This is a genomic window from Paenibacillus riograndensis SBR5, assembly GCF_000981585.1.
Classification (GTDB): domain Bacteria; phylum Bacillota; class Bacilli; order Paenibacillales; family Paenibacillaceae; genus Paenibacillus_AQ; species Paenibacillus_AQ riograndensis.
Genome location: NZ_LN831776.1, coordinates 722,756 through 749,423 on the forward strand (window position 1 = coordinate 722,756; position 26,668 = coordinate 749,423).

General features: G+C 51.8%; 29 protein-coding genes and 1 riboswitch. Of the genes, 20 read left to right on the top strand and 9 right to left on the bottom strand.

Going from position 1 to position 26,668, the window contains the following annotated elements; all coding sequences use genetic code 11:
- Positions 1-111 precede the first annotated feature (111 nt).
- From coxB to PRIO_RS03200, 6 genes are all read left to right on the top strand, one after another.
- Positions 112-1,161 (top strand): cytochrome c oxidase subunit II, encoded by a 1,050-nt coding sequence (coxB, locus tag PRIO_RS03170; RefSeq protein ID WP_020427298.1) that lies wholly within the window; start codon positions 112-114, stop codon positions 1,159-1,161.
- Positions 1,162-1,290: 129 nt separating this feature from the next.
- A complete protein-coding gene (ctaD, locus tag PRIO_RS03175) occupies positions 1,291-3,129 on the top strand; it encodes a cytochrome c oxidase subunit I (protein ID WP_046506362.1) in 1,839 nt (612 codons plus the stop codon).
- 6 nt (positions 3,130-3,135) lie between these two features.
- Positions 3,136-3,762 carry a cytochrome (ubi)quinol oxidase subunit III gene (locus tag PRIO_RS03180; RefSeq protein WP_020427300.1) on the top strand — a complete coding sequence of 209 codons (627 nt, stop codon included), beginning with the start codon at positions 3,136-3,138 and terminating at the stop codon, positions 3,760-3,762.
- A gap of 2 nt (positions 3,763-3,764) precedes the next feature.
- Complete coding sequence (locus PRIO_RS03185) at positions 3,765-4,091, top strand: cytochrome C oxidase subunit IV family protein (RefSeq protein WP_020427301.1); 327 nt, start codon at positions 3,765-3,767, stop codon at positions 4,089-4,091.
- Positions 4,092-4,697: 606 nt separating this feature from the next.
- Positions 4,698-5,624: a cytochrome c oxidase assembly factor CtaG gene (gene ctaG / locus PRIO_RS03195; RefSeq protein WP_046501106.1), complete on the top strand. Its 927-nt coding sequence runs from the start codon at positions 4,698-4,700 to the stop codon at positions 5,622-5,624.
- 26 nt (positions 5,625-5,650) lie between these two features.
- Entirely contained in the window at positions 5,651-6,115 is a 465-nt protein-coding gene (locus PRIO_RS03200; protein WP_020427303.1) for a DUF420 domain-containing protein, read from the top strand.
- Positions 6,116-6,222: 107 nt separating this feature from the next.
- On the opposite strand, the gene PRIO_RS03205 is transcribed toward PRIO_RS03200, so the two are convergent.
- Positions 6,223-7,005, bottom strand: coding sequence for an MBL fold metallo-hydrolase (locus PRIO_RS03205; protein ID WP_020427304.1), 783 nt, complete (start codon positions 7,003-7,005; stop codon positions 6,223-6,225).
- Positions 7,006-7,236: 231 nt separating this feature from the next.
- On the opposite strand from PRIO_RS03205, the gene PRIO_RS03210 reads away from it, so the two are divergent.
- The 6 genes from PRIO_RS03210 (at position 7,237) to PRIO_RS03235 (ending at position 13,192) form a co-directional block, all read left to right on the top strand.
- The gene (locus PRIO_RS03210; protein WP_020427305.1) at positions 7,237-7,965 is read left to right on the top strand and encodes a hypothetical protein; all 729 of its coding nucleotides are present in this window, start codon (positions 7,237-7,239) and stop codon (positions 7,963-7,965) included.
- Between the two features lie 60 nt (positions 7,966-8,025).
- A complete protein-coding gene (locus PRIO_RS03215; protein ID WP_020427306.1) occupies positions 8,026-8,421 on the top strand; it encodes a GntR family transcriptional regulator in 396 nt (131 codons plus the stop codon).
- A gap of 16 nt (positions 8,422-8,437) precedes the next feature.
- Complete coding sequence (locus PRIO_RS03220) at positions 8,438-9,370, top strand: ABC transporter ATP-binding protein (RefSeq protein ID WP_020427307.1); 933 nt, start codon at positions 8,438-8,440, stop codon at positions 9,368-9,370.
- A 4-nt stretch (positions 9,371-9,374) separates the two neighbouring features.
- Entirely contained in the window at positions 9,375-10,277 is a 903-nt protein-coding gene (locus PRIO_RS03225; RefSeq protein ID WP_039833127.1) for an ABC transporter ATP-binding protein, read from the top strand.
- Positions 10,270-11,568, top strand: coding sequence for an ABC transporter permease (locus PRIO_RS03230; protein WP_020426612.1), 1,299 nt, complete (start codon positions 10,270-10,272; stop codon positions 11,566-11,568). Before PRIO_RS03225 ends, PRIO_RS03230 begins: the two co-directional genes overlap by 8 nt.
- Before the next feature lie 865 nt (positions 11,569-12,433).
- Positions 12,434-13,192 carry a carbohydrate-binding protein gene (locus PRIO_RS03235; protein ID WP_231869925.1) on the top strand — a complete coding sequence of 253 codons (759 nt, stop codon included), beginning with the start codon at positions 12,434-12,436 and terminating at the stop codon, positions 13,190-13,192.
- A gap of 89 nt (positions 13,193-13,281) precedes the next feature.
- Here the strand turns inward: PRIO_RS03235 and PRIO_RS34635 are convergent, their stop codons facing one another.
- The gene (locus PRIO_RS34635) at positions 13,282-13,518 is read right to left on the bottom strand and encodes a hypothetical protein (RefSeq protein WP_081487276.1); all 237 of its coding nucleotides are present in this window, start codon (positions 13,516-13,518) and stop codon (positions 13,282-13,284) included.
- A complete protein-coding gene (locus PRIO_RS03240; protein ID WP_020431255.1) occupies positions 13,470-13,796 on the bottom strand; it encodes a sigma factor-like helix-turn-helix DNA-binding protein in 327 nt (108 codons plus the stop codon). The genes PRIO_RS34635 and PRIO_RS03240 overlap by 49 nt, the downstream gene beginning before the upstream one ends.
- Positions 13,797-14,051: 255 nt before the next feature.
- Here PRIO_RS03240 and PRIO_RS03245 point away from each other — a divergent pair, with 255 nt between their 5' ends.
- Entirely contained in the window at positions 14,052-14,240 is a 189-nt protein-coding gene (locus PRIO_RS03245; protein ID WP_020431254.1) for a hypothetical protein, read from the top strand.
- 202 nt (positions 14,241-14,442) lie between these two features.
- Complete coding sequence (locus PRIO_RS03250; RefSeq protein ID WP_020431253.1) at positions 14,443-17,250, top strand: O-antigen ligase family protein; 2,808 nt, start codon at positions 14,443-14,445, stop codon at positions 17,248-17,250.
- Positions 17,251-17,277: 27 nt separating this feature from the next.
- On the opposite strand, the gene PRIO_RS03255 is transcribed toward PRIO_RS03250, so the two are convergent.
- The 4 genes from PRIO_RS03255 to ytxJ form a co-directional block, all read right to left on the bottom strand.
- On the bottom strand, positions 17,278-17,730 hold the full coding sequence (locus tag PRIO_RS03255) for a hypothetical protein (protein ID WP_020431252.1): 453 nt from the start codon (positions 17,728-17,730) through the stop codon (positions 17,278-17,280).
- A gap of 28 nt (positions 17,731-17,758) precedes the next feature.
- On the bottom strand, positions 17,759-18,268 hold the full coding sequence (locus tag PRIO_RS03260) for a hypothetical protein (RefSeq protein ID WP_020431251.1): 510 nt from the start codon (positions 18,266-18,268) through the stop codon (positions 17,759-17,761).
- Between the two features lie 114 nt (positions 18,269-18,382).
- Positions 18,383-18,552: riboswitch (cyclic di-AMP (ydaO/yuaA leader) on the bottom strand.
- A 286-nt stretch (positions 18,553-18,838) separates the two neighbouring features.
- On the bottom strand, positions 18,839-19,078 hold the full coding sequence (locus PRIO_RS03265) for a glutaredoxin family protein (RefSeq protein ID WP_020431250.1): 240 nt from the start codon (positions 19,076-19,078) through the stop codon (positions 18,839-18,841).
- The gene (gene ytxJ, locus PRIO_RS03270; protein WP_020431249.1) at positions 19,075-19,401 is read right to left on the bottom strand and encodes a bacillithiol system redox-active protein YtxJ; all 327 of its coding nucleotides are present in this window, start codon (positions 19,399-19,401) and stop codon (positions 19,075-19,077) included. Before ytxJ ends, PRIO_RS03265 begins: the two co-directional genes overlap by 4 nt.
- 225 nt (positions 19,402-19,626) lie before the next feature.
- On the opposite strand from ytxJ, the gene PRIO_RS03275 reads away from it, so the two are divergent.
- The 4 genes from PRIO_RS03275 to PRIO_RS03290 all read left to right on the top strand — a co-directional run bounded on the left by PRIO_RS03275 (position 19,627) and on the right by PRIO_RS03290 (position 21,988).
- Positions 19,627-20,349 (top strand): SDR family NAD(P)-dependent oxidoreductase, encoded by a 723-nt coding sequence (locus PRIO_RS03275; RefSeq protein ID WP_020431248.1) that lies wholly within the window; start codon positions 19,627-19,629, stop codon positions 20,347-20,349.
- Between the two features lie 33 nt (positions 20,350-20,382).
- Positions 20,383-21,018: a ThuA domain-containing protein gene (locus PRIO_RS03280; protein WP_020431247.1), complete on the top strand. Its 636-nt coding sequence runs from the start codon at positions 20,383-20,385 to the stop codon at positions 21,016-21,018.
- Positions 21,019-21,253: 235 nt separating this feature from the next.
- Complete coding sequence (locus PRIO_RS03285; protein ID WP_020431246.1) at positions 21,254-21,616, top strand: MerR family transcriptional regulator; 363 nt, start codon at positions 21,254-21,256, stop codon at positions 21,614-21,616.
- A 33-nt stretch (positions 21,617-21,649) separates the two neighbouring features.
- Positions 21,650-21,988: a thioredoxin family protein gene (locus PRIO_RS03290; protein WP_231869810.1), complete on the top strand. Its 339-nt coding sequence runs from the start codon at positions 21,650-21,652 to the stop codon at positions 21,986-21,988.
- Between the two features lie 591 nt (positions 21,989-22,579).
- On the opposite strand, the gene PRIO_RS03300 is transcribed toward PRIO_RS03290, so the two are convergent.
- Positions 22,580-23,467 (bottom strand): CHAD domain-containing protein, encoded by an 888-nt coding sequence (locus PRIO_RS03300; RefSeq protein ID WP_020427439.1) that lies wholly within the window; start codon positions 23,465-23,467, stop codon positions 22,580-22,582.
- 279 nt (positions 23,468-23,746) lie between these two features.
- Here PRIO_RS03300 and PRIO_RS03310 point away from each other — a divergent pair, with 279 nt between their 5' ends.
- Positions 23,747-24,784, top strand: coding sequence for a lipoate--protein ligase family protein (locus PRIO_RS03310; protein ID WP_020427440.1), 1,038 nt, complete (start codon positions 23,747-23,749; stop codon positions 24,782-24,784).
- Between the two features lie 440 nt (positions 24,785-25,224).
- On the opposite strand, the gene PRIO_RS03315 is transcribed toward PRIO_RS03310, so the two are convergent.
- Positions 25,225-26,010: a carbon-nitrogen family hydrolase gene (locus PRIO_RS03315; RefSeq protein ID WP_039787037.1), complete on the bottom strand. Its 786-nt coding sequence runs from the start codon at positions 26,008-26,010 to the stop codon at positions 25,225-25,227.
- Between the two features lie 164 nt (positions 26,011-26,174).
- Between PRIO_RS03315 and PRIO_RS03320 the strand changes: the two genes are divergently transcribed.
- Positions 26,175-26,609 (top strand): MarR family winged helix-turn-helix transcriptional regulator, encoded by a 435-nt coding sequence (locus tag PRIO_RS03320; RefSeq protein WP_020427442.1) that lies wholly within the window; start codon positions 26,175-26,177, stop codon positions 26,607-26,609.
- Positions 26,610-26,668 lie beyond the last annotated feature (59 nt).

Below are 26,668 nucleotides of genomic sequence, written 5' to 3' on the forward strand. Positions count from 1 at the left end.
TTTGTTGTGAACGATTGACAAAACACCCCTTCAAACTTATATTAATAGTGATTGTTATAATTGACAGGATAATACTCTAATCTACGAAATCGGGAAAAGCGGGGTAGATCAATGATGAAAACGTGGCAGGCTGGAAAGCGGCTTCTTCCCATGACCGCAGCACTTGGACTCATACTTGCCGGATGCGGGCGGGAGGACCTGTCGGTGCTTCGTCCTCAAGGACCGGCGGCGGAAAGCTCGTTCGATCTGATGAAGCTGTCGATCACTATCATGATTGTTGTACTGCTGATCGTCTTTTCCATTGCAGCCTATGTACTGGTCCGTTTCCGGCGCAAACCCGATCAGAGAGAGATGCCCGAGCAGGTGGAGGGCAGCTTCAAGCTGGAAGTGCTCTGGACGGTCATACCGCTGGTGCTGGTAGTGGTCTTGGCGGTTCCCACGGTTAAAGCAGTGTTCGCTGCCGGGAATGATCACTCCAGCGACAAAAACGCCATAAAGGTCAAGGTGACCGGACACCAGTACTGGTGGGAATTCGAGTATACCGATTATGGAGTAACGACTGCGCAGGATCTGGTGATTCCTGCCGGGAAGGATATCGCTTTTGAACTGAGCACGAAGGATGTGCTGCATTCCTTCTGGGTCCCCTCGCTCTCCGGAAAAATGGATACCAACCCTGATGGAACAACGAACCGGTTCAGTTTCAGTGCGCCCAATGAAGGCGTTTACCGGGGCAAATGCGCAGAGCTCTGCGGACCCTCCCATGGCTTTATGGAGTTCAAGGTGAAATCCGTCAGCGAAGCGGCGTTTGAGAAATGGGTCAACTCTATGAAGGCTCCGGCTGTGCTGCCGGAAGATCCGGCTCTGGCCGAGAAATTCAAATCCCAATGCCTGACCTGCCATGCCGTAGGGGATATGCCGGATTTGTCGAGTGCGCCTAATCTGACCGGAATCGGCTCGCGGGAGTCCGTGGCGGGGATCTTGCTGAACGACGATACAGGGGTGGACGGAGCGCCGGTACTGGAGAATCTTAAGACCTGGCTGCATGATACCGCAGGCGTCAAACCCGGTAACAAGATGCCTGATCCTAAGAAGGATATGGGCTTAAGTGATGAAGAGATAGACGGAATTGCCGAGTTTTTGGCCGGCTACACGCTGGACTAGAGCTTACATTCTGCATTGGAAGCAGCTATATTCGAAAAGGGGGTACGAACCTTGGCTCAAGCAGCGCAGTCCCTGAATCCATCACCGCCATTGAGGCATGGCCACAGCGTGAAACGCCATACCGGACTGATGGACTGGATTACCACCGTCGATCATAAAAAGATAGCGATTTTGTACCTGTGGGCCGGAGGCTTGTTTTTTGGCATCGGCGGACTTGAGGCCATTCTGATCCGTATCCAGCTGATCAAGCCGATGAATACCTTTCTGGATGCCCAGACCTTTAACGAACTGATCACCATGCACGGCACGACCATGATCTTTCTTGGTGTCATGCCGGTGATCTTCGCACTGATGAACGCGGTAATTCCGCTGCAGATCGGTGCGCGCGATGTCGCCTTTCCGTTTTTGAATGCGCTGGGCTTCTGGACCTTTCTGTTCGGCGGGGTTTTGCTCAACCTCAGCTGGATCATGGGCGGTGCGCCCGATGCCGGCTGGACCTCGTATACTCCGTTGTCCACCACCCAGTACAGCGGCACACATGGGGTGGATTTCTACACCATTGGGCTGCAGATTGCCGGTCTCGGGACGCTGATCGGGGGCATTAACTTTCTGGCTACCATCATTACGATGCGTGCGCCGGGCATGTCCTTTATGCGGATGCCGATGTTCGTCTGGGCCAGCTTCATTACTTCTGCGATTATCCTGTTTGCTTTTCCCGCTATTACAGTCGGGCTGGTGCTGCTTACGTTCGACCGGATTCTCGAAGCTAATTTCTTCGATACCTCGGCAGGCGGGAACTCGGTGCTCTGGCAGCATATTTTCTGGATCTTCGGTCATCCCGAAGTATACATTCTGATTCTCCCGGCCTTCGGCATCATCTCGGAGGTCATCCCGACCTTCGCGCGCAAGCGCCTGTTCGGCTACAGCTCCATGGTATTTGCCACGATCCTGATCGCTTTCCTGGGCTTCATGGTCTGGGCGCATCATATGTTCACCACCGGCCTGGGCCCGGTAGCGAACGCCCTCTTCTCGGTATCCACCATGCTGATTGCCGTACCGACAGGGATCAAAATCTTCAACTGGCTGTTCACCATGTGGGGCGGTCAGGTGCGGTTTACGAGTCCCAACCTGTTCGCGGTCGGCTTTATTCCCACTTTTACGATGGGGGGCGTCACCGGGGTCATGCTGGCCTCTGCGCCTGCCGATTTCCAGTTTCATGATACGTATTTTGTTGTTGCGCATTTCCATTATGTCATTGTAGGCGGTCTGGTGTCCGGTCTGTTCGCCGGGCTGCATTACTGGTGGCCGAAGATGTTTGGGCGGATGCTGAGCGAAACCTTGGGTAAATGGACCTTCTGGACCTTCATCATCGGCTTCCATCTCACCTTCTTCGTGCAGCATTTCCTGGGACTGATGGGGATGCAGCGCCGCGTATTCACCTATCTGCCGAACCAGCAGTTTGACCTGCTGAATCTCATTAGTACGATCGGGGCGGGACTGATGGGGGTGGGGGTACTTATTTTCCTCACAAATATTTTCCTGACTTCCCGAAAGCCGGCAGACGCGCCAGATGATCCTTGGGAAGACGGCCGCACGCTGGAGTGGACGATTTCCTCGCCGCCGCCGGAATACAATTTCAAACAGACTCCGCTGGTGCGTGGACTGGATGCCTTCTGGAAGGAAAAAACCTCGGGTCATAAAACTATGACTCCTGCAGAGCCGGTCGGTCCGATTCATATGCCATCGGCAACGATATTGCCGTTCCTCATGTCAGTCGGCATCTTTATTGCCGGCCTGGGCTTCATGTTCAGCCGTGATGACTTCGGGAATGCGTTCATGGGCTTTTTGTTCAATAATTATCTTGTTACAGCCATCGGGCTGGTGATTACCTTCGGGTCGATGCTGCTGCGGTCGCTCTATGATGATCACGGCTGGCATATCGAGCCTGAAGAGCTGGAAGGACGGTGAGCGGACATGACAACAGCACATGCCGAAAGTGCGGCGGGTAATCTTCCGCACGAACCTGAAAAAGCAACCCTGGAGGGACGCAACAAGGTGCTGGCCTTTTGGCTGTTCCTGGGCGGGGAGTCGGTACTGTTCGGAACCCTGTTCGCCACCTTCCTGGCACTGCGGAACCAGACCAATGAAGGCCCGTCGGCAAATGATCTGTTCCATCTGCCGCTGGTGGCGGCTGCAACATTCCTCCTGCTAGTCAGCAGTCTGACCAGTGTTTTCGCCATTCAGGCCATGCACAGGGGGAAGGTAGCGGTGCTTCGCAACTGGCTGCTGGTTACGGTATTTCTGGGACTATGCTTTCTGGTGCTGGAAATCTATGAATTCAGCGTATATGTAAGACATGAGGAGTTCGGCATGACCACCAGCGCCTTCAGCTCGGCGTTCTACACACTGGTTGGCTTTCACGGCGCGCATGTGGCTTTTGGCATCCTCTGGATTTCCGTGTTGATCGGGCAGCTTGCGCGCAAGGGGCTTACGGTCGTAACCGCGCCCAAAATTTATGTTTCGGCCATGTACTGGCATTTTATTGATGTGGTATGGGTCTTTATCTTTACCGTCGTATACCTGCTCGGAAAGGTGGGGTAACCATGGCGACAGAACAGCATTCCGCTTCGAGCGGCGCGGTGAAGCACCGCCACCGGCAGGAAGGGCCGCAGCGGCATATTGTGGTATTTGCCTTCTCTGTCGTTTTGACGCTGATTGCCTTTGCGGCTGTAGCTGCCGGGGGTGTCAATGCCACATTTGCCGTGATCCTGCTTCTGGTGATGGCAGTGCTTCAGGTATTCCTGCAAATGGGCTTCTGGATGCATCTCAAGGACAAAGGGCACCTGCTGCCCATTATATTTATGCTGGGCGGCTTTTTTATCGCTGGAACCTGCATTGTGATGGCGCTCTACTGGGTATGGTGGGATTAGCGTTGCATGGGGGCGGCGGGCGATGCCGCCTTTTTTGCATGCGGAGAGCGGCTTGTTGGGAGAACGGCTTGCTGCTAAATGGTCCAATGGGCGCAGTATGCGGGCAGTGTGCGGGCAGTGTGCGGGCAGTGTGCGGTCAGGCGGCTCTATGCAGGGGATTAACAAACTAAATTGCTGGGGAACCGAGGGGTTAGTGGAAGAGGAAGTGGGAAGAGCAAGTGGAAAAAGTACACTTATTTTCCGTTTTTCAGGCGAAAACCGAGTATTAGTGGGAAAAAGTACACTTAATTTTGCTGAAAACTGCGGATGGACGCGGTTTTGGCTGAATTAGTGGTACAAATTCCACTTAGCAGTCTCAGCAGCGGGTTTGCAGTAAGATTAGTGGTAGAAATTCCACTTAGCAATCGCAGCTTGAGGAAAAGGCTGCGCCCCACGCGTGGCAGCGCCCGTGCCAGCCCGCGCCCCACGCGCAGCAGCACTCGCGCCAGCCCGCGCCCCCCGCGCAGCAGCGCCCGCGCCAGCCCCGGGCTCCGCCCAACCGGCGACTTTATTGCGCGATCGGGCTTTGTCCTATCAATCATCCCGTGCAAAGGAGGCTTGGGTATCATGCTGGGATTATCCTACTTTAGCTTTGCCGAGCTGTGGAGTCCGCTGTTTCTGGCAGTTATGCTGCTGCTCACAGCCGGTTATTTTGTGCTGATAGGCCCGCTCTCCGGTCGTTTCCAGGGTTCATCACAGGTTCCGCTGTGGCGGCGGTTTTCGTTCATCTTCGGCATGCTGGCGCTGTATCTGGCCCAAGGCGGGCCGCTGAGTTTGCTGGGACATATTTTATTCTCTTTTCATATGGCGAGCATGGCCTTCTCCTACCTGGTTGCGGTCCCGCTGATTATGCTGGGCATTCCTGACTGGTGCTGGCGAGCCCTGTTGAAGGGATTGCTCCGCCCGCTGCGGCGTGTATCTTTTCTGGCTCACCCGGTAGTGGCGGCGCTGCTGTTCAACGGATTATTTTCGCTCTATCATATCCCGGTGATCCATGATTATGTCATGCTGCATTTTGCGGTGCACCGGCTGTACTACGCTGTGCTGTTTCTGACCTCCGCGCTGATGTGGTGGAATCTGATTAACCCGCTGCCGGAGCTGCGCAGCATAAACGGACTGGGCCAGATCGGGTTTATTTTCCTGAACATGGTGCTGCTTACGCCGGCCTGCGGGCTGATTATTTTTGCGGGGGAGCCGCTCTATGCCACTTACAGTGATCCGCAGACCTGGGCGCGGGCGATGGGGTACTGTGTGTCCGGGAGTCCTGCGGAGCTGCTGCAGGCTTTTGGCGGGCCGTCGTTCTTCGGCTGGCTCTCACCCAAGGTGGATCAGCAGGTGGGCGGGATCGCCATGAAGTTCATCCAGGAATTTATTTTTGCCTCGATGCTTGCTTATGTGTTCTATCATTGGTATAAAAAAGAGAACGGGCAAGACGATGCGGAAGTTCCTGCGCCTTCTTCTGAGCTGGAGGAGCGTGTTTTGACCCGGGTATAGCCGGTAGAACACCGAGGAGGATAATCATGGATATTTTTACAGTGTTTCCAACGATCAGCACATCTTTCATCGTGATCAGTGCGGTGCTGGTGGCTATTGGCTGGAGACTAATCATCAAGGGCAAACGCGAGGCGCACAAGAAGACAATGATTGCTGCCGCTATCGCTGCCGTTCTGTTTTTTATCGTATATATGTCAAGAACGGTGTTTGTAGGCAATACTTCGTGGGGCGGTCCTGAGGATCTGTCGCTGCTGTATCACATTTTTCTGATATTCCATATCGTGCTGGCAACGGTGGCAGCCGTATTCGGGATTACCACGCTGACCCTCGGCTTCAAGGCCAAATACGCCAAGCACCGGAAATGGGGCAGAGTGACGTCTGTGATCTGGTTCATTACAGCCATTACAGGAGTTGCGGTGTATGTGCTGCTGTACATATTTTATCCGGGCGGACATACGAAGCCGGTGTGGGAAGTTATTCTGGGAGCCTGATCCAAGCCTGATTGCTGTGTTATAAAAAAAGACCTGTGAGACCTGTGTTCCGCTTGGGAGCGCTCGGTTCCACGGGTCTTTTTTTGCTGCAGGCTTCCTGTGCCCCGTCAGAACTGTATGCTGAAGCCGTTAAACGTATGAAGGCCTGTGCCGAATTTGACCAGATCATTCCTGCGCAGCAGTTGCACCGCATGCTTCACCTCGCTCAGAATTTGTGGATGGAGACCCAGTGTGTTGTGCGATCCGTAAATCCGCTGTACCCCATCAATCTCCGCAATCCTCTCCAAAGACGCGACTAAATCCACAGGGCTGGTGGACGGGTAAAAAGCATAGACCGGAGTTCCGTCATACAGCAGATCGCCAGTGAACAAATAGCCGTTCAACGTATCCCAGAAGACAAGATGCCCCGGAGAATGGCCGGGGGTATGATACACAGCTAACGCTCTGCCGCCCAGCTCAACAGTGTCTCCGTCCCGCAATAACCCTGCGGGCTCACCCTGAAAGGGCCGGTAGGTCTGCGGATCAAAACCCTCCGGCACAGGCTGGCTGATATCTCTGCCGATATCCCGGCGGATCTGTTCAAGTGATAAGCCCTTAATGCCATGGACGAGCCAATCCAGATCTCCCTCATGCACAAAAATCCGCTCGTATTCCCCATGGCTGCCGATATGGTCAGTATGTACATGTGTGGTCAGCACATCGATCGGCAGATTCGTTAACTGATCTGTGATAGTCCGGATATTGCCGATTCCCAGCCCGGTATCAATCAACGCCGCCCGTTCCTGACCCAGCAGGAGGAAAGAATGGACCTTCTCCCAATGTCCATACTCACTGATGGCGAAGGTGGTCTCATCGATTTGTTGTACGGTAAACCAGGGATCATTGATCATATGAACCTCCAGTGCGTTTATATTATGGCTTCAATAGCAGTGAAGCCGTTGCTTCTATTAGCGTAGCATAAGGGCAAGGGTTCCCCAAGTCCCGGTTAGAGTCCCGATTACAGGTCTTAACTTTTTGGTTGACACTGGAAATCACAGGTCATATACTGTGTATATAGATATACACAGTAAGCACACAGAAAAGCACACTATGTTTTAGACCATAAAGTGAGGTTACAGTTCATGACAACTATAAAAGATGCCTGGGTTATTGTCCGGAGCGATTTCCGGGCCGATAAGCTGAAGCTGCTGAGGGCGCTGATTTTTGCGGTTCTATTTACGGTCTATATGTCGATATTTAGCGAAATGATTATCGGCGATGTCCTGGAGTCGGGGGACGGTAAGGTACTGGCAGATTTCCTGCTGATCTCAATGACGCCAATGCTTGGCTTCACCTTCTCACGGCGTACAATGAAGTATTTCAGTGAGGACTCGTATACCCGGATGCTCGCTTATATGCGCAGTCTCCCGGTCCCGGCCGCTGTGGTGCTGTGCAAAAGAAAGCTGCACACGGTGTTCTCCTTCACCCTGAACGGTGTACTCTACTTCGGCCTCATTTATGCGATGAGCGGACAGCTCCGGAGCGAATTGTCTATTCCTGCCTATCTTGCTTTTGCACTAACCTGGGTTGGGTTCGCGCTTGTGCTGACCGGGCTGTACATTTTTATTGAATTAATGGTTAGTGGTAAAACGTATTGCTGGCTTCTCCTGCTTATTACGCTCCTATGCCTTGGCGTGGCGCTGCTGGTAGGGGAGGCGGGAGGGAATCTGTTCCTTTACAGCATCTGGTATGCGAAGGAATGGGGCCTCGCTTCCCCGCTGATGTGGGCGACTCTGCTGCTTGGCACTGTATCCGTGCAGTTGTTCTCCAAATGGACCATCTACCGGCTGAAGAGCCGTGATCTCGTATGAAGGGGCTGAATAGCAAGGAAGCGCTCCGGCTTGCCGGAGTGTGGAAGGCGGGTGTGAATCATGTGGATACCGATACAAATTAATGAAAACAGCGCCGAGCCGCTGTACCACCAGATCGAAACCCAGCTTAAATCGCTGATAATCAGCGGAGTGATCACCGAGGGGACACTCCTTCCATCGATCCGGGAATTTGCCGGCGATCTGAAATGCAGTGTGATCACCGTGCGCCGTGTCTATCAGGATCTGGAGAACGAGGGGCTGCTGCGGACCAGGCAGGGTACAGGTACCTTTGTCTCCCATGTAGGCGAAGGGGCGATGGAGGGGTACAAGAAAGAGGCGATCCGCAAGGCGCTGGAAAATGCAGTGGATGTCGGTCTGTCGGTACAATGCTCGGAAGCGGAGCTGACGGAGCTCTTCACGGAAATTGTGAAGCACAAATATGGAACACAGACTTGAAAGGAGGCGTCAATCCATGGTACAGCAGGCCATAGAACTGCGTAATGTAAGCAAAAAGCGGCGGCAGGGCAAGACCATAGGCCCCCTGAATCTAAATCTTCCGCAGGGCTATATTACCGCACTGGTGGGCCAGAATGGCTCCGGCAAAAGCACAATGCTGCATATGCTCCTGCAGCTGACCTTCCCCGATGAGGGCGAAATCCGCTGGTTCGAGCATTCCTATGCGGACGGGCTGCCGCTTGCGCTTCGCCAGCGTATTGCCTACGTACCGGAAAACCCGCAGGCCGAGGAGAAATACTGGAGTGCCGCAGAGGCTGCCGAATTCCGGCGCCACTGGTACCCGGCTTGGGATCAGGATTTCTTCGAGGCGCTGCTGGCAAAGTTTGAAGTGCCGGAGGATGCCAAGCTGGGCAAAATGTCCAAGGGCGAGCGCCGCAAGTTCGAGATTGCCGCTGCACTGGCGGCCCGTCCACAGCTGCTGCTGCTGGATGAGCCATCCTCAGGGCTGGACCCTTTTGCCTGGAAGGCAATGATTGAGACTCTGCGCAAATATATGGATGAGTCCGGCGCTACAGTGGTGATTTCGACCCATATTGTGGAGGAGGTGCGGCGGCTCGCGGATTATATTGTGCTGATGCATCACGGGCAGCTGCTCGGAATGGCCGAGAAGGACAGCTTGTTTGGCTCATGGAGCGAGATTTGGGTCCAGGTGGAGAATGAGGAAGAGCTGGGGGAGCTTGCACAAGAGCTGCCGGGAGCATTGCATTTTGCCATAGATACACCGGGTGTCGCCTCATTTATTACCCCGCAAGCACAGCAGAATGAGAAACGTGTCCAGGATTTGGGCGTAAAGGTTATCAAGAGCCGGATTTTGGAGCTGGATGAAATCCTGAGCTTATGGACACAGGGGCACCGCCCGGCACTGATTGACCAGGAGAGAGGAGACTAGAAGAATGGAAGCTTTGAAGCTGGAACAAGTTATGAAGCAGTATGGAGACAAAACCGCAGTAAATGGAATCAGCCTGAAGGTGGAGCCAGGAGAGATTTATGGACTGCTCGGTGCCAACGGCGCCGGCAAAACAACGACCATGCGTATGGTGCTGGGACTGATCTATCCCGATGGAGGGAAGATTCTTTATAACGGTAAGCCGTTCAGCGATGAGCTGCAGCATATGATGGGATATCTCCCGGAGGAACGGGGGCTGTACCCGAAGGTTAAGGTCAGCGACCAGATTATCTATCTGGCCCGGCTGCGCGGCATGTCAGCCGGTGATGCGGAGAAGAGCCTCCGCTTCTGGCTGGAACGTTTTGACGTTCCGGAGTATTACAACAAGAAGATCGAAGAGCTCTCCAAGGGCAACCAGCAGAAGATGGGCTTTATCGCCGCAGTTGTGCATAAGCCGCAAATCCTGATTCTGGACGAGGCGTTCAGTGGTCTGGACCCTGTCAACGTTGAGCTGCTTAAGGATACCGTAAAAGAATTGCGTGACCAGGGCACGAGCATTCTGTTTTCTACCCACCGGATGGAGCATGTGGAAGAGCTATGCCGTAATATTACGATTCTCGACCGTTCCAATACGGTCGTGCAAGGCGACATTCGTGAGATTAAGAAGGGGTATCCGCGTGAAGAAGTCGCGCTCAGGACGGCCGGCGAATTGAGCGGATTGGACAAGATTCCAGGGGTAAGCGCGGTGCAGAAGCAGGAGCGGGGGTATCTGCTCTCCATCAGCGAGATCGGTGCAGCGCAGCGTATCCTGCAACACGCGATGGCAGCCGGTGAGGTTGAACATTTTGAAATCAAGGAACCAACCTTGAACCAAATCTTTATCAGAGCGGTGGGTGAATCTAATGAATAAAATGGGGACAATTATCAGCTTTACCTTCAAAAATAAAGTAAGAACCAAATCCTTCCTGATTACAACCTTGATTCTGATTTTGCTGATCAGCATCGGCATGAATATTCCATACTTCATCAAGGTGTTCCAGGGGGATGATGGAGCCAAAAACACGCAGATCGGTGTTGTGGCTGAACAGGGGAACCGTGCCGCTGAGCTCCTGCTGGCGTATGCGCCGCCTGCGGCTGCGGATGCAGATGAAGATACGGACACCGTAGCTTTTACGGCCTTTGCCTCGGCGGATGACGCTGCCCTGAAGCAGGGACTGGATGACGATAAAATTGAAGGTTACCTTACCTTTGATGCCAAAGGCAGTGAAGGCGTCCCTCCAGTCACCTACCACAGCAAGGACGGAGAGCTGGATAAAGACCTGAAGACTTATCTCCAGGGTGCGCTGCAGCAGATCAATACACAGCTGATTGCCGGCGATAAGCTGACCCAGGAGCAGGTAGCGGCGATGTTTGCGCCCGTATCCATCGGCACCCAGCAGCTCAGTACGGATGGAAAGGACGGCGCAGCAACGGATGAATCGAAGCCGGCTATCAATTATGTTATCGTCTATGTGCTTCTGATCCTGTTCTTCATGTCGATTACCATGACCGGGAATATGATTTCGGCAGAAGTAACCTCGGAGAAAAGCTCCCGCATCATGGAGATTCTGATTACCAGCGCTTCGCCGCTAACGCAAATGTTCGGCAAGGTCATCGGGATCTTCCTGGTCGGCCTGATGCAAATTGCCATTATCTCGGGAAGTATCGCCGTCAATCTGATGCTTCCGCATAACGCCAGCATATTGACTGATTTTGACCTGGATCTTGGACAATTGAATTATGGCATCCTGGTATATGGCTTCATCCTTTATGTGCTGGGCTACTTCCTGTATGCCTTAATGTATGCTGCTGTAGGCTCCATTGTAAGCCGCACTGAGGACTTGGGCCAGGCATTGATGCCGGTAATGATGTGTACCTTTGTAGCCTTCTACATTCCGTTGTTCAGCATCTCCGCTCCGGACACGATGCTGATCAAGGTGGCAAGCTTTGTGCCTATTACCTCACCGCTCAGCATGGTGCTGCGGATTGGGGTAGGGGAGGTGGCCTTCTGGGAAATTGCCGTCTCGCTTGTGATCCTGCTGGCAACCACATTCGGCCTGGGCTGGCTCGCGGCCAAGATCTACCGGACCGGGGTCCTGATGTACGGCAAACGCCCAAGCATTAAGGAGATCAGAAAAGCGATGAAGGCTTATAAGATTTAAGGGAAGCAATTACAAACAGCTCCGATGAATCACTCTTTCTGCATCGGGGCTGTTTGTATTGTTAAGAGAAAATAATCTTAAAGATATAGCTTGTTAATAAAATCCCCAGAGGCAATGTCAACAGCCTTAAAGGGATTTTTTTGTTGTATAGGAAATTATACAATGTCAAAAAATGCGGAGATCTTGGAAGCCTCAGAGGATATAAGCGATGCAGGAGGATGGGGCTCCATCCGCGGACTGAAGCGGACTGAGGAGCCCTTATTTTGCCAAAAATCTTGCTTTTTCAGCGGTTACGGACTCAGGAGTCGTTATATCGTTCGATGGAGCCTGGAATAAAGGGGAAAGGGACAAATAAAGGCATCTCAGTCCGTTCTCCTGTGGAAAAGACGAATCTTCCTTCAATAACGGCTTTCCTGTCCGCAACGGGGGGTTAACCCTCGAAAATCCTGCGCGGAATACAACAAAGTGTGCCTTAAGCAGGCCGAATGGGTGGACATCTTGTACGATTTACAATAATCTGAGTCCTAATTACGCTAAACGGACAAAAATCTTGTAAATTGTACAACAATTTGGGCGTGTCTTTACCAAATGGACGAAAATCCTGCATGTTATACAACAATGCGGATTTCGTAACCTACAGGACTCTAAATATGTTACTTATTTACTTTTTACATAAATTTTAGTTAAAGTTATCCTATCAATAGGAAAAAATTAACATTTTAGAGATTACAACTTGGTTTCGATATGCTTAAGGAGGGATGAAAGAACAATAAGTGTACAAATGTATATGTATGTATCTCATCCTAGTCGGCTTAAGACTCTGTTGTAAAAATTTAAAATTAGAGGAGCGAGAACTGTGAAAGCAATGAAAAAACTATTTGCTGGATTGATGATGTTTACTCTGATTTTTGGTGTATCCTTTGTGGGATCGGCATTTGCCAGCGGTGATGAGGTTAAACTTATTGACTCGGATATCAGTGTTATGTATAAAAATGGATATGTCGGATTCAGCGGGAATATTGATGTTGCTAATCTGGGACCTGTGAAAAATGTCACTGTTCATTACACCACGGATGACACAAATTGGTATGATACGACTGCGACATATGTAGGGCCGACGGATGTAAACCGTGAGAAGTGGCATTTTGGCATTTCCAGAACAGATGGTTCAAAAGATCATTTAGAGTTGAAGGATCCGAAATTCATAAAATTCGCAATTAAATACGAAGTGAATAACCAGATCTATTGGGATAACAACGGGGGGGCGAATTATTACAATGAAGTCAATAGTTCATATCCACTGAGCTCCGTGATTTTGGGAGCACCAAATGTGCTTAACGACAAAAGTACTCTAAGCAATGGTGAATTTAGTGGATATATCTTTGTGAAAAACCTGAATCCGACGAAAACAGTAAAAGTAGTGTACACAACAGACAACTGGGCAACGACTCATGAGGTATTCGCTGCTTACGGTGGCTCCGTGAATAATTTCAATAGTGTTGAATCCTGGAAATACAGTATTAATGTTCCAGGTGCCACAAATGTTAAATATGCGATTTCGTATACAACCGGCGGGCAAACGTATTGGGATAATAACTATGGCCATAATTACGAGGTCAACTAATTCATTTTAAAGTGCAGTTAATAGAGGATCACAGGCGGATTATTCCGCTTTGTGATCCTTTTCTCTGTGGGGACCGTTTCCAAAAGAAGTCATTCCGGTAACATCGGTTCATGGTTTTCCCCTTGTATTAATTCAAGGAATTCCAGAGTGATCATAGAAACAGCATCTTCTACAGGCAGATGGATGTATCTACTAACTTTGAGGATATCCTCTTTGAATAAGTTCACCAGCTGCAATGTGGCTGCCGGGTCTTTTCTTTTTGCTGCTTGAAGCAGAGTTAAAAATTCGCGGTCTGAGATAATATTTGAATCATTTTCTTTTTCCATTTGTTCACCGCCTGTTGACTGAGATGAAGTTCCTTTGCAACCTCGTTTTCGGTCATGTCTTGCAGATAAAGCTTGCTGATAATGGTACTTCCCTGGGATGGAAGCTGGCTTAGAAGGTCTTGAATCCATATTTTCGTATCGGAAGTGACCGTAAAATTATGATCGATTGTGCAATTATCAAAGAGAGGGAGCTCCCGTACACGGACCTTTCTTGCTTTGTATTGGATTCTCCAGCCAATCCGGTAAATCTCCCTTTTGTATTCTTCGTAGGCGCTCACAACTGATTCTCCTTTACCATTGTTTATGTATAGGGAAAATTTAGAAGTTAAAAAACAACCAAAATAGGAACATTTGTTCCTATTACAATACCATAATATGGTTTACTATTGTATAACAAACTACAACGTCACCTATTGGGTGGAGGGGAAAGCTGGAAAGTGCTGATTAGCAAACTCTCAAGAGACAGCCGCTAAGCGGGTTCTGGCGAAAAAATGCCGTATAGTGTACCTTAGTAATAAGGAGTGGTTCAGTTCATGAAAAAAAGACAAACACCCTTGCTGGCAGCGGCTTCGATTCTGCTGATTATTATCAGCAGCCTAATCAAGCCGGAGAGCTCAATGTGGCTGGGGGCGCTGCAGACGGTATTGCTTGGCGTTGGAATATTAGGCTGCTGCATGGCGTTCCTGAGATTCGCGAAAGGCGGCAAAGGCAAGAAGGGTTGAGAACGGAATAGAAAGCCACGGCAGCCTGCCGTGGCTTTTTTGACGTAACAATAGGAACAACATTGCGGGGAGAAGTACGGATGCTGCACGGCTCTCTCTTTTTTCTTATCTATTAACTAAAATATAGGGTAATTTTGCCAATGAGGGGATATGACATTATAATAAACAAGAATATGCAATAAATTGTAAAGGGGAATATAAATTGGGCCATCCTGTATACGGTAAAAAGGCTACGCTGTCAAAAAATGCTGAAAGGATATCCAGCCCGCTCTGGGTGCTGATTATTGGTATTATTCTATTTCTCATATGGACCCCATTTCAAGTGGGGTTATTTAACGGTCTGCGTGCGGATTATGAGAAGCCGCTGTATATCTCAGTTGTAATTTGCAGTCTGATGCTCATTGTCTGGGCAGGCATCTACTACAAAAAATTTAAGCTGGAGGACCAGCGGGATCTGCTTGCTCTGGCTGTGCTCCTGCTTCCGCTGACCTATTTCCTGTCGCTTTTTGTAGCTGCTTCACATTACATGGCCATCAATATGCTCCTGATTCAAAGCATGTATGCGGCTTTGTTTATTGTAGGCCTCTATCTTTTGAGACAAAAACAAGTGAATGCGCTCATACAAACCGCCATAATGACCGTAGCTTACCTAATCGTTTGGTTTGGCCTGCTGAACTGGTTGGGCGCCTGGAATGTGGCTGGAGAAGCAGTTGGCTGGTTCTCTAATACTGTTGCCGGATCAGGAAAGTACCTGGATGCGGTAATGACTGACTCCAATGGTCTGCGTCTAACCTCGGTATTTCAATATGCGAATACATATGCCGGCTTCCTGATGGCGTTCCTGTTCGTTGCGGTGTTTGCTCTGATCCGGTCCCCTAAATGGTATGGTACAGTCATTCACAGTTTTATGCTGGTTCCGGTTATCGTATCGCTCCTGCTGACCCTGTCGCGGGGCGGCCTGGTCCTGCTGCCGGCTGTATTTGTCCTGCTGCTTCTTTTTCAAAAGCCTTCGCGGCAGATTCTGTGGATCATCCATCTTCTTGTGGCTGCCCTTGCGTCGCTGGCCGTAATTGGTAAGGTAACAGCTATCGGCAAACGCCTGGCGGCGGTTCCGGATGCTTCTGCGGCAGCAGAGGGCTGGTCCTGGCTGCTTATTGCTTGTGCTCTAACCGCAGCTATAAGCTGGGCCGTGCAGCACTTTGCGGCTCCCCGGCTGGAGAAACGCTTAGAGAGCTGGTCCACCCGTAAGCTGGCTAATCTGTGGCTGCCCATCGGAGCAACAGCGGTGGTAGCTGTTGCAGCGTGGCTCCTGATTGGCACAAGCGCACGCAGTATTTTGCCGGCCAATATCGAAACCCGCCTGGAGAACATCAACTTTGAGCAGCACAGTGTGCTGGAGCGTATCACTTTTTACCGCGATGCTTTTAAGGTGGCGAAGGATTATCCGGTGCTTGGGGCAGGCGGGGGCGGATGGGCCGCCCTGTATGAGAAATACCAGAACAACCCGTATGTCAGCCGTCAGGCGCACAACTTCTTTTTGCAGTATTTGATTGAGGTCGGAATATTGGGCTTTATCGTGTTCATGGGCTTTATCCTGTTCGTATTCTACAAATATACCAAAGGATACATCAAACGGGCGGGGACGGATGATTACGATAATGGCTTCTTTTATCTGATTATTGCGCTTTCGATTCTGGTACACAGTATCCTGGACTTTAATATGAGTTATGCTTTCATGGGAATCCTTGTATTCATCGCCCTGGGCGGAATGGCGGCTGCAATGGAGGCCAAACCTCTCGCCGCCCGATGGAATTCGTCTGTACTGCGGTTCGGTTATCTGGCTGTGACTTGCGCGGCCGCATTGGCAGTCTTTATCGTGTCACTGCGCAGCATCGGTTCCACAAATGCGTTCGCCGAAGCAAAGGCCGTTGCCCAATACAGCACCTCTTATGAAGAGATTAAGGCTCCGCTGATGAAGTCGTTGAAGATCCGGCCCTCACATCCCGAATCAGTGATCCTGCTGTCCGTGCTTGATAACCAGGTGTACAGCCAGACGAAAAATGAGCAATTTGCCGCAGAATCTCTTTCCGTGCTGCAGCGCGGTCTAAAAGATGAGCCGAACAACAAGCAGATGCTCCTGCAGCAAATCGCCCTGTATGATCTGCAGGGCAAGAGCGAGAGCGCGTATGCTGTATACCGCGATAATCTGAACAAGTATATCTGGGATATTGACTGGTACGAGCCGCTCATCACCCGGGCATCCGGTTTGGGTGTCCAAGCTCTTCTCCAACAGGACAAGGCTAAGCAACAGGAGTACTTCCAGACCGCCCTTACCACTTACCAGGATGTTGCAGATGGTGTTGCCTTCTTGAAGACTTTGCCTCCCGGACAGCTTCAGGGCCGGCCTTTCTCGGTCACGCCGCTGATCGCGCTGAGCGCAGGCAAGGTTAAGCAGATAACAGGGGATGCAGAGACGGCCTTGAATTTCATCCAGACGGGCTTCACGGGCGGTTACGCCGATCTGGCGGGCCGGGGTGATCTGTGGAGCACTGGATGGTACAATGACTTAATCGTCCGGTCTTTCGAACTGGGCCAACCCATTTATACGGAATGGCTGAATCTCTTAAACACTCCGGGCGTTGACAGTACAGTCGTCGATCAGGTCGCAGCCAATGCAAAGGCGAACTTTAATACGGGAATTGAGGCTTATAACCAGGTTATGAGAGAAGCAAACAATCAGGCCACTGCCTTTTCTTCTGCCGCAACCTTAGCATTTGGTAAAATGCAGCTCCTCACTGGAAATGTCCAGGGTGCAGTTACCACATTGAAAGGCGGACTCAGCGAAAATTATTCGGATGCGGTTAACCGGGAGATGGCACGGTGGTATTTAGCCGGGTTAAAGAAACTGAACAGCACTGAGGATCAGGATGTGTATAATAAGCTAATTGCCGCCGATGCCCAAGAGGCGGGGCAGATCGAGCAAATTGCCGGAATGAAGCCATTATCGTAAGGTGCAGTCAGTCATTGCCGCGCCAGTTTATCCAACGGATAAACTGGCTGTTGGCATTGCGGCTTCATGTGCAGCCAGTTGCTCGCGCATCTGCCGGATCTGGGCCTTGAGCTCAGGCAGGCTTTTCCTGAGGATCAGACCGATGTCCGTCAGGGACAGGCGCAGGCCATACCGGAGTGCATGCACAAGCTGGTCCTCCCAGGACAGGCAGGCCGGGATACAGGATTTGCGGCCTTGGACAATCAGGGAGCAATGACGGATGCATTCACGGTAGCACTGAAGAGAGAAGCTCTGCGCGTCACAGCCTGTACGCAGATACGGCTCATAAAGCACCGTGAAGCTCTTCACGGCAGCCTCCTCTGCTTCAGCCCCCTGCCCCAGCAGCAGCCTGCTGAGCGTATAGATATTCCCGCTGTACTTCTCAATGTACTCTGCAAATCCGGCTGTTGAAGCTGATGTGCGCGATAAGGGGTCGGGCATGTTCTCACGGTCCTTTCTGAATATAAAACTATAGAATAGAGTAATAAGCGATAGATTTATTAATCAGCTCCGCCGGGTCCGGCTCAGGCCAGATCCGCTGGAGCTGCAGTGTCCGTGAAGGTCTATAGTACATTCTTCCCGCACTTGAGTTACCTCCGGCTGCCAACACGGAGTGAAAATAAGAGTCTGTCTGAACCTGCGGGTCAATGAATTTCCCTTGAAGCTTTGCCTTGAGATGCAGCAGTGCACCCAGTACCAGATCCCGCTGAGTCTGTCCCCACTGGGGGCCTAAGCGGTCTACAATTCGGATCGCCTCCTCAAGGCGGCAGCGGCGGATGCTGCGCAGGAAGTTGCTCCATTGGATCAGATCAACCCGCTTATCTTCCCATAGCAGTCCCTGTGACCAGCTATGCCCTGCCTGGCAGGTCAGCTTCAGGAGGCCGTAGCGGCAATTTCCGGCCTGCTCCGGCCCGGGGCCTGCGGGCCAAGGTGTATCGAATACCCATATTTCTATACGCAACAGCCGTCGTGATTCCATTCCCGTGTTCCTCCTAATCATTGATCTCCACACAAAAAGCCGCAGCAGAGGAGGACCTCTGCTGCGGCTTTCGGTACAGGTTCAAATAAACCTGGCGCATAAGCGTGGCGGATCAAGTTCTCTCTCTATACGCTTACGGGGTTAGCTGTCGGATTCGGACGGTGAGAGTCGCCCTGCCTAGTGAAACTGCATTGGTGCAGTCCCCTTCGGATTCACCCCAAGTAGGCTTATCGCCTGGTGGTTCCCCCGTTTCCCGCATGGCGGGAATTCAGCGTTGATTGGTTTTCATGAATAAGTTCTGAAACGAATCATACTCTTTCATGCGGTTCTTTGTAAAAAGGAAAAAGGGAAATGCGGCGTAAATTAACGTTGAAATTCCGGGATTCGCAGGAAATAAACGGATAAAACCATATATGTTGCTGTTTATCGGCCTATTATCTCATTCGTACGCCGGTTTTTATTTTTTTTGAAAAAAAGGGGGATTCAAGAATAATTTAGTCCTGAATCCCCTTTTTAACCTATGAATCCGGAACCTGCGTCAGCTCTGCTGATCCAAAGAACTCCGGCGTATTACCGGGCTGCTGCAATAAGCTCCTTAAGCTCAGGCAGATTGAAGCCCTTGACGGCATGCGCCCCTGCTACTGTAACTGGAACACCCATGAAACCGAGCTTCTCCACTTCTTCCTGGTAGACCGTGCTGGTCATAACATCTCTTACTTCAAAAGGAACGCCCTGCTCCTTCATCAGCTGCTTCACTTGGTTGCAGTCACTGCAGTTCGCGGTTGAATAGATAATTACAGGCTGGCTCATGAGTTCACAGCTTCCTTAATGGCATCCCGGGTGATCTTCCAATGGGAGGTGTTCCAGCGGACCTCGCCGTCTTCGAGCAGGAAAATTTGCGGAGACTCATGTTTGATGCCGAAGTCCTCGGCAATCTGGTTGGAGACTGGACGGTCTTCAATCACATGGACCACGGCAGCAGGGGTGCCGGAGCTTTGGACATAGGCCTGGAATTCTTCATTGGCCTTGGCGCTGATCGGGCAGGTGGTGCTGTGCTTGAACAGCAGCTTTTTACCAGGCTGTGCAAGGTATTGATGCAATTCGTCGACACTGTGAATTTGTGCTATGGACATCGGAATCCCTCCTGATATTTTTAGTTTGCTAACAATTCGGTTGTTAACAATGATATTTCTGATTGTAACATAGTTAAAAATTAAGTCAAAAGGGAGAATCATGCCGTGCTGCCAATCCGAACAGTCCAGTGCAGGACGTTGAAAAAAGACAAGTGCCATGCTAATGTGAATGGGATAACAGCGGTGACAGGTTACTGATTCTTAAGATGAGGGAGTGTCCAATTCATGAAAAAGGTCGCTTGTGTTACTGGCGCTGACCGGGGACTTGGATTTTTCCTTGTGCGCTGGCTTCTGGAGAATAAATATAAGGTGTTCGCCGGGCAGTACTTTGAGGAATCTCAAGCACTGGAAGCGCTGCAAGCGCAATATCAGGACCATTTGAATCTGGTTCCGCTGGATATCGGCAGCAGCGAAAGCGTAAAGCGTGCAGCGCGCAGCATTGCCGGATGTACGGGTCATCTGGATATAATTATCAACAATGCCGGAGTGATTGACCAGGCAGATGATGCCACCATACTGGTGGATATGGATGACACAGCGATGGCGCACATTTATAATATCAATACGCTTGGTTCCCTGCGGGTCAGCAATGCTTTGATCGGCCTTCTGCTGCAGGGAAAACAGAAATTAATTGTGAACATATCCTCTGAAGCCGGCAGCATCAGCCGTAATCAGCGGATTAACATGTACGGTTATTGTATGTCCAAGGCAGCGCTTAATATGCAGTCCTCCCTGATGCATAATCATCTGCGGGTGATGGGCGGGCAGGTCATGGTCTTCCATCCAGGCTGGCTGCAGTCCTATATGAGCGGCGAGAAAGATGAGGCAGCGCCTATACCGCCTGAAGAATCTGCGAGCAAAATTATGAGTATTGTTGAGGATCACAAGGCTCATATGGGGAAGGAGCCGGTTTTTCTGGATTTTCAAGGGGAACCTTGGCCCTGGTAGTACAACTTTTCCGGTAGAAAGGTGTGAATGAAAATGGGAGAGTTAAAGGCACTTGCGCTTGGAAGCTATACGGAGGTGAAGTATCATCCGTTTGCCGGTGTGGACCGCGTATTTGAGGAACTGTTGGGCGAAGAATTGCAGGTGCAATCCACCGAAGATTACTCTTTGCTGAGTAAAGACAGCTTATCGGAATACAAGCTTGTGATAGCGTATACAGAATTTTCGGATCACAAAATACCTCCTGAACAAAGCGGCGGTTTCCTCTCTTACGTGGCAAGCGGCGGCGGACTGCTGGTGGTGCATAATGGAATCTCGCTGCAGCGCAATCAGGAGCTGGGTGTGATGCTGGGAGGCCACTTCACCCACCATCCGGCGTACACCTCTCTTCAAATGACGGTCCCCGCAACCGGGCATCCGATTATGGAGGGAATCACTGATTTTGTGATGGAGGACGAGCCGTATTATTTTGACATGCAGCCGCATTTTGAAACGACAATATTGGCAGAGTATCCGCACGGGGGTGCTATGCGGCCCGCAGCCTGGTGTCATGAATTCGGCCAAGGGCGCGTTGTTTATTTGATGCCAGGCCATCATCTTCCTTCCTTTTCAGTCGAACCCTTCCGGAAGATGATTAAGCGAGGCGGTCTATGGGCAGCAGGATTGCTGTAGCTTTTGCCCATGCGACGAAGTGTATAACATAAGCGGTATGATGGTGAGCCCTGCTGAAGCCTTGGGGAGGTTGGGGTTTTGGGTTTTGCTCCCGCTGCCGGGAAGCAAGGGGCTTGCGGGACTACAACGGATGAGCATCGCACAAAAGCTGAATAAAAAGTCTTGACCCTGACACTGGTGTCAGGGTTTATACTGTGATCAGACCATTTCTCATGAACCCCGGGGAGAACATGCCATGAAAATAGGTGAACTTGCAGAACGGACGGGTGTCAGCATCCGGTCACTGCGATATTATGAGCGTCAGGGTCTGATTACCCCGCTCCGTAAGGCCAATGGATACCGCGAGTATTCAGCGCTGGCCGTGGAGACGGTGGAGACGATCAAGCTGTATTTGAATCTGGGTTTGTCGACGGAGGAAATCGCCGGTTTTTTAAATTGTGTGCTGATGAAAAAAGAGGCTTTCTGTGCGGAAGTGATGCCGCTGTACCGCAGCAAGCTGGAGGACATTGAACGCCAGCTACTGCAGCTGAACCAGATCAAGTCAAATCTGGAGGAGAGGATTGCCTCCATTCAGCAGGAGCAGAAGGAATCAGAATGACCTGAACGATACAGATGGGACGAGGAGGAATTAATGATGGCTGTTATAAATACAGAACATGCTGATACGCTGCGGCTGCGGCTGCGTGAAGGAGGGACCGTACTGGTAGATTACGGCGCGCCTTGGTGCCCGCCTTGCCAGACGCTTCTGCCGATCCTGGAGGAGCTGGATGAGGAGTATGGCAGCAATGTCACGATTCTTAAAGTGAATTGTGATGTTCTGCCGGAGCTGGCTGCAGAAGCAGGAGTCATGGGCCTTCCTACCGTGGTCGTATATAACGGGGGACAGCCTATGGAAAAGCTGGTAGGCCTGCGGCCGAAATCAGCCTATCAGGGTGTGCTGGACCGCTTTGCCGCCGCGAACAGCCGGTAAAGACAGCAACCGTGCGGCGGAGGTGAAACAACGGCAGAAGTGCCGTTGTTTTCGGGAGAATTGGACTGCGGGGCCAAGTGAGAGGCAAAAGTACCTCTGATTTTGGGAGAATTGTGCTGCGAGGCCAAATGAGAGGTAAAAGTACCTCTGATTTTGGGAGAATTGTGCTGCGAGGCCAAATGAGAGGTAAAAGTACCTCTGATTTCGGTAGAATTGGGCTGCTGAGCCGAATGAGAGGTAAAAGTACCTCTGATTTCAGGAGAATTGTGCTGCTGAGCCAAATGAGAGGTAAAAATACCTCTGATTTCAGGAGAATTGTGCTGCTGAGCCAAATGAGAGGTAAAAATACCTCTGATTCTGGAAGAATTGGGCTGCGAGGCCAAATGAAAGGTAAAAGTACCTCTGATTCTGGAAGAATTGGGCTGCGAGGCCAAATGAGAGGTGAAAATACCTCTGATTTCGGGAGAATTGGACTGCGGGGCCAAATGAGAGATAGTGCCGTTGTTTTGGAGGAAGCCGCATGTGCTGGCTTCCTCCTTATTTTGTATAAAATATGGCTGAACTAAAAAATGAATTAGGAGATGAAAAATCTCAATTGCCGGGGAACTGGACGACCTCATTGTGGTGCAAAGCTTCAAGAACTTCAGCACTGAGGCTGTCTGTGAGTTCAGTCCAAACCTTGCGGCCGGCCCCCAGCTCCTCACGTCCGATGGATTGGAGAATTTCCAGCCATACCCGTTTGTCGTTAATGATGCCGAGCTGTTCCTGAATTTCTTTATAAATGTCTTCATGGGCATGGAATTTCTGGCTCAGCGCAAAGCTCGCAGCACTGGCGGTATACCGCAGTTCCTTAGCGGCGATCCGCAGCTCATGCAGCGCGTCGAAAGACTCTTTGGATTCGGCCTCGGGACCCTTGAACAGGGTTTTGCAGGCCTTTTTCTTCTGCTCGAATGCGACCTCAAGCTCGCGCATGACGACATTCACATCTTTTTTGGCGGCCAGTCCTTCGAGATCGCGGCTAAGAAAGGCCTCCCACTGCCCGTTCAGCGCTTGTCCGCTCAGCTTGGGCAGCCCGGCCGCCAGCTTCTTGCGGTACTTTTTCCGCTTAACCTTTTGATGACGAATGACAGCCTTCAGCAGCTTGGCGGTTTTGGCTTCCCCGGCCTCCTTGGCCTGATGATGTCTATCCTTAAAGGATTCGATCAGCACATCAGCGTCCCTGACCTTGCCGAGCCTTTTTTGCGCCTGTTTGAAGGTGCTGTACAGATCTGCTGTAACCAGATGCTCCGGGTCGAGTATGGACAGCAGCGTCAGCAGCTTGCGGCAGTTCACTCTGGCCTGATGAATATCCTCATCCCCGAATGCTTCCAGCGCGTCCTTGCTGTAATCGCAAAAGTTGATATATAGCTTGTTCAGCGCCAGCTCCCACTGCCTGGCTTTGCTGATTTGCCGTTCCTTCACTACTTGCAGGTCTGTCATGCGGCATCTCTCCTTAGAGGGTTGTGTCTTGCATGAACTCTGGTGGCAGCTACTGTACTAATACCTTAAGGATAACGCTATCATGGCCTCATTTCAAATACGGATCGGCAGGAGGCTTCGCTGCCGGGCTGCTCATCGGTTACAATGGGAATATGGCCGGTATTCTTATAATAAGACAAGAAAACGGAACGTTCGACAGCAGCTTTCAAGGTGCAATTGGGCCATGTGCCGCATTTTTCGGAAAAAAAGGAAGCCAATGGACTGCGGGAGGGTATATAGATGAACGGGGAATATAAAGAGCAGGACCAGTGTATGGAGCAAATGCTGGAGCCTGGGCTGGGACTGATGGAGGTGCAGGGACTAGTGCAAGGACAAGGACAAATGCAGGGACAGTTGACAGCGGGAGTGCTCCCGCCGGTTATGGTGCTTTTTGAGCACTTGGCGGAATTGGATGCATCACCGGGAAGCGGGGGTTCCGGTATTCCCGGAAGTGAAGCCGCTGGGGCATTAAATCCTGCGGCGGAGCCAGGCGGGGATATGCTGCTCCCGTTCGCGTTCGAGGAGACGCTCTGCCGGGATGTGGGGACGGGCCTCGTTCCGCCGTCTGTACATCTATGGAGCCATCCCGGCGGCGTAGCGCTGGGCCTGCGGGACAGCAAGCTGCCCCGGGCGGCTGAGGCGATGGCCGAACTGGAGGGGAAGGGCTACCGCACGGCGGTCCGGCATTCCGGCGGCGCGGCTGTGCCGCTGGATGCCGGGGTCGTCAACGTGTCGCTGCTGCTCCGCAAAAGTCCGGGGAAGCTGGACTTCCACGATGATTTCCGGCTGCTGGCTTCGCTGATCACAGAAGCCGTAGCGGTCAGCCATCCGCAGGCGGCGGCGCAGATCCGGGCGGGCGAGGTCGCCGGTTCATATTGCCCGGGCGATTTCGATTTGGCCATCGGCGGCCGTAAATTCTGCGGCATTGCCCAGCGCAGGCAGAGCAGCGCGTACTTCGTGCACGCGTTCGTAATCGTCTCCGGCTCCGGGCTGGAGCGCGGGCAGTTGATCCGCGGCTTCTACGACACTGCCGCGGATGGCGATGACGCGCTTGCTTATCCGCGCGTCATCCCGCAGACCCTGGCCGCGCTCGGCGAGCTTGGCGGACCGGCTTCGGCGGCAGTGTTCGCCGAAGGATTCCGCCTGGCCTTGACCCGGCGCGGCGTCCATCTGCAGTCTGCCGGCCAGCTGGGGCAGACTGCAGGGTACAGCCTCCAGTACGCTGATCCACGCGTACTGGAGGCCGCAAGGGTGCTGCGGGAGCGCTACGCCCGCTAGCAATCTGGGCCGGTTGCATAGGGAACCGGCCCTTCCCATAGCCGGTGAAAAGGAACATCACCGGCAACCCCAAAAGTGCCGCACTTCTGCTGATGAATTCAGCGGGTGCGGCACTTTTGGCAATCCAAGAAGGGATGCTTGCAATTCAGATGCTAAATGCGCTTTCTCGAAAAAGGTCTCGTGCGGGAGCCGGGAAGGATGGCCTATGTGTTGCTGGGGTCTAAGTGGAATTAGGATAACTAAATAGGCCAGAACCCGTTCCACAGCCGTATTTAGTGGGAATTTGTATCCTTATTTCCGGCGAATCTGCTGCATGCGGAGCCAATCCGCCGATTTAAGTGTACTTTTTCCCACTGGGGATCCACTGGCAGACAAAAGGCTCAGATTAGGTCTACTTTTTCCACTTGGGTCAACTGCAATCAGGATTCCGGGCCGGCAGATTACTGGTACAGCTCCGGCCTCCGGTCGGAAAAAACCGGAATCTGTGCCCGGACCTCCCGCACCTTCTGCAAATCTATCTCACCGCGCAGAATCTCCTCCCCTCCCGAGGCTTCGCAGATTACCTCTCCCCATGGATCGATGATCATCGAATGGCCTGCAAAAGTGTTGGACGGGTCCTCGCCTGCACGGTTGCACGCTATGACATAACATTGGTTTTCAATGGCCCGGCTGATCAGCAGGGCACGCCAATGGGCGAGACGCGGCAGCGGCCACTCGGCGCTGATGAACAGTATCTCGGCTCCGGATGCTGTATGGGCACGGACCCATTCGGGAAAGCGGATATCATAGCAGATCAGCCCGGCGCAGCTTGCTCCGTCCAGGGTGAACAGCCCTTTGGCTGCCCCGGGCTGCAGATACAGATGTTCATCCATCAGCCGGAACAGATGCAGCTTGCTGTACTCTCCGGCGAGTTCCCCGGTACGGCTGAATATATACATGCTGTTGTTAATGCCGCTGTCATTCCTGCTGGCAACGGAGCCGGCTACAATATGGATGCCAAGCTCGCGGGCTAAGCCGGACATCAACGCCTTGGTGGCATTCCCCTCAGGATCGGCGATTTCGGCCAGCCGGGTTAAATCATAACCGGTCGTCCACAGCTCCGGGAGGATCACACAATCCGTGCCTTGAGCGGCGGCCTCGCGGATTTTGCGTTCTGCCGCAGCATAATTCACCTGGGGATTGCCGAATGCTATATCGAGCTGAAGCAGGGAGATTTTCATGAACAGGCTCCTTTTTCTATGAATTAGGTTAATTTGATTCTACGGGGAAGCGGCTGGCCCGGCAAGGATGAAATGGAATGCAAATATTAGTTGACGGGTCAAGGATAAAGGTGTAAAGTGATGGATGTCAAAAGGATTTTGCACAATCTATTTGTGTTAGGGGGTTAATCTTGACTGAATATCTGTCTGAGGAAGACCGTATTTTTGAACGTCTGCAGGCGCTGAACAAAGCCATTACACCAACCTTCGAGCGCTGTGCGGGGATTAGTCCCACCCGGCTCCGTCTGCTGCATGAGCTGTTCCAGGTTGCTGAGATCAGCCAGATTTCCCTGCAAAAGTATGTGGATATCGACGCTGCGGCTGTCACCCGCCATCTGAAGGGACTGGAGGAGAACGGTATGATCTCCCGGCGCAATAATCCCGATGACAACAGAGTGACGCTAGTCTCACTGACTGCGCAGGGCAGAGATAAAATCCGTTCTTACAGGGAAGAGAAGAGCCGTTTTATTGCCAATTTGCTCGCAGGGTTTAATGAACAGGAGCGCACTGCGCTCGCGGATATGCTTGCCCGGCTGCAATATAATATCAATTTGCTGCAGCCATAAACTATATAGAGTGAACTTGAAAAACGAACAAAAGGGAAAAGGGATGGAGGGGAAGTTTG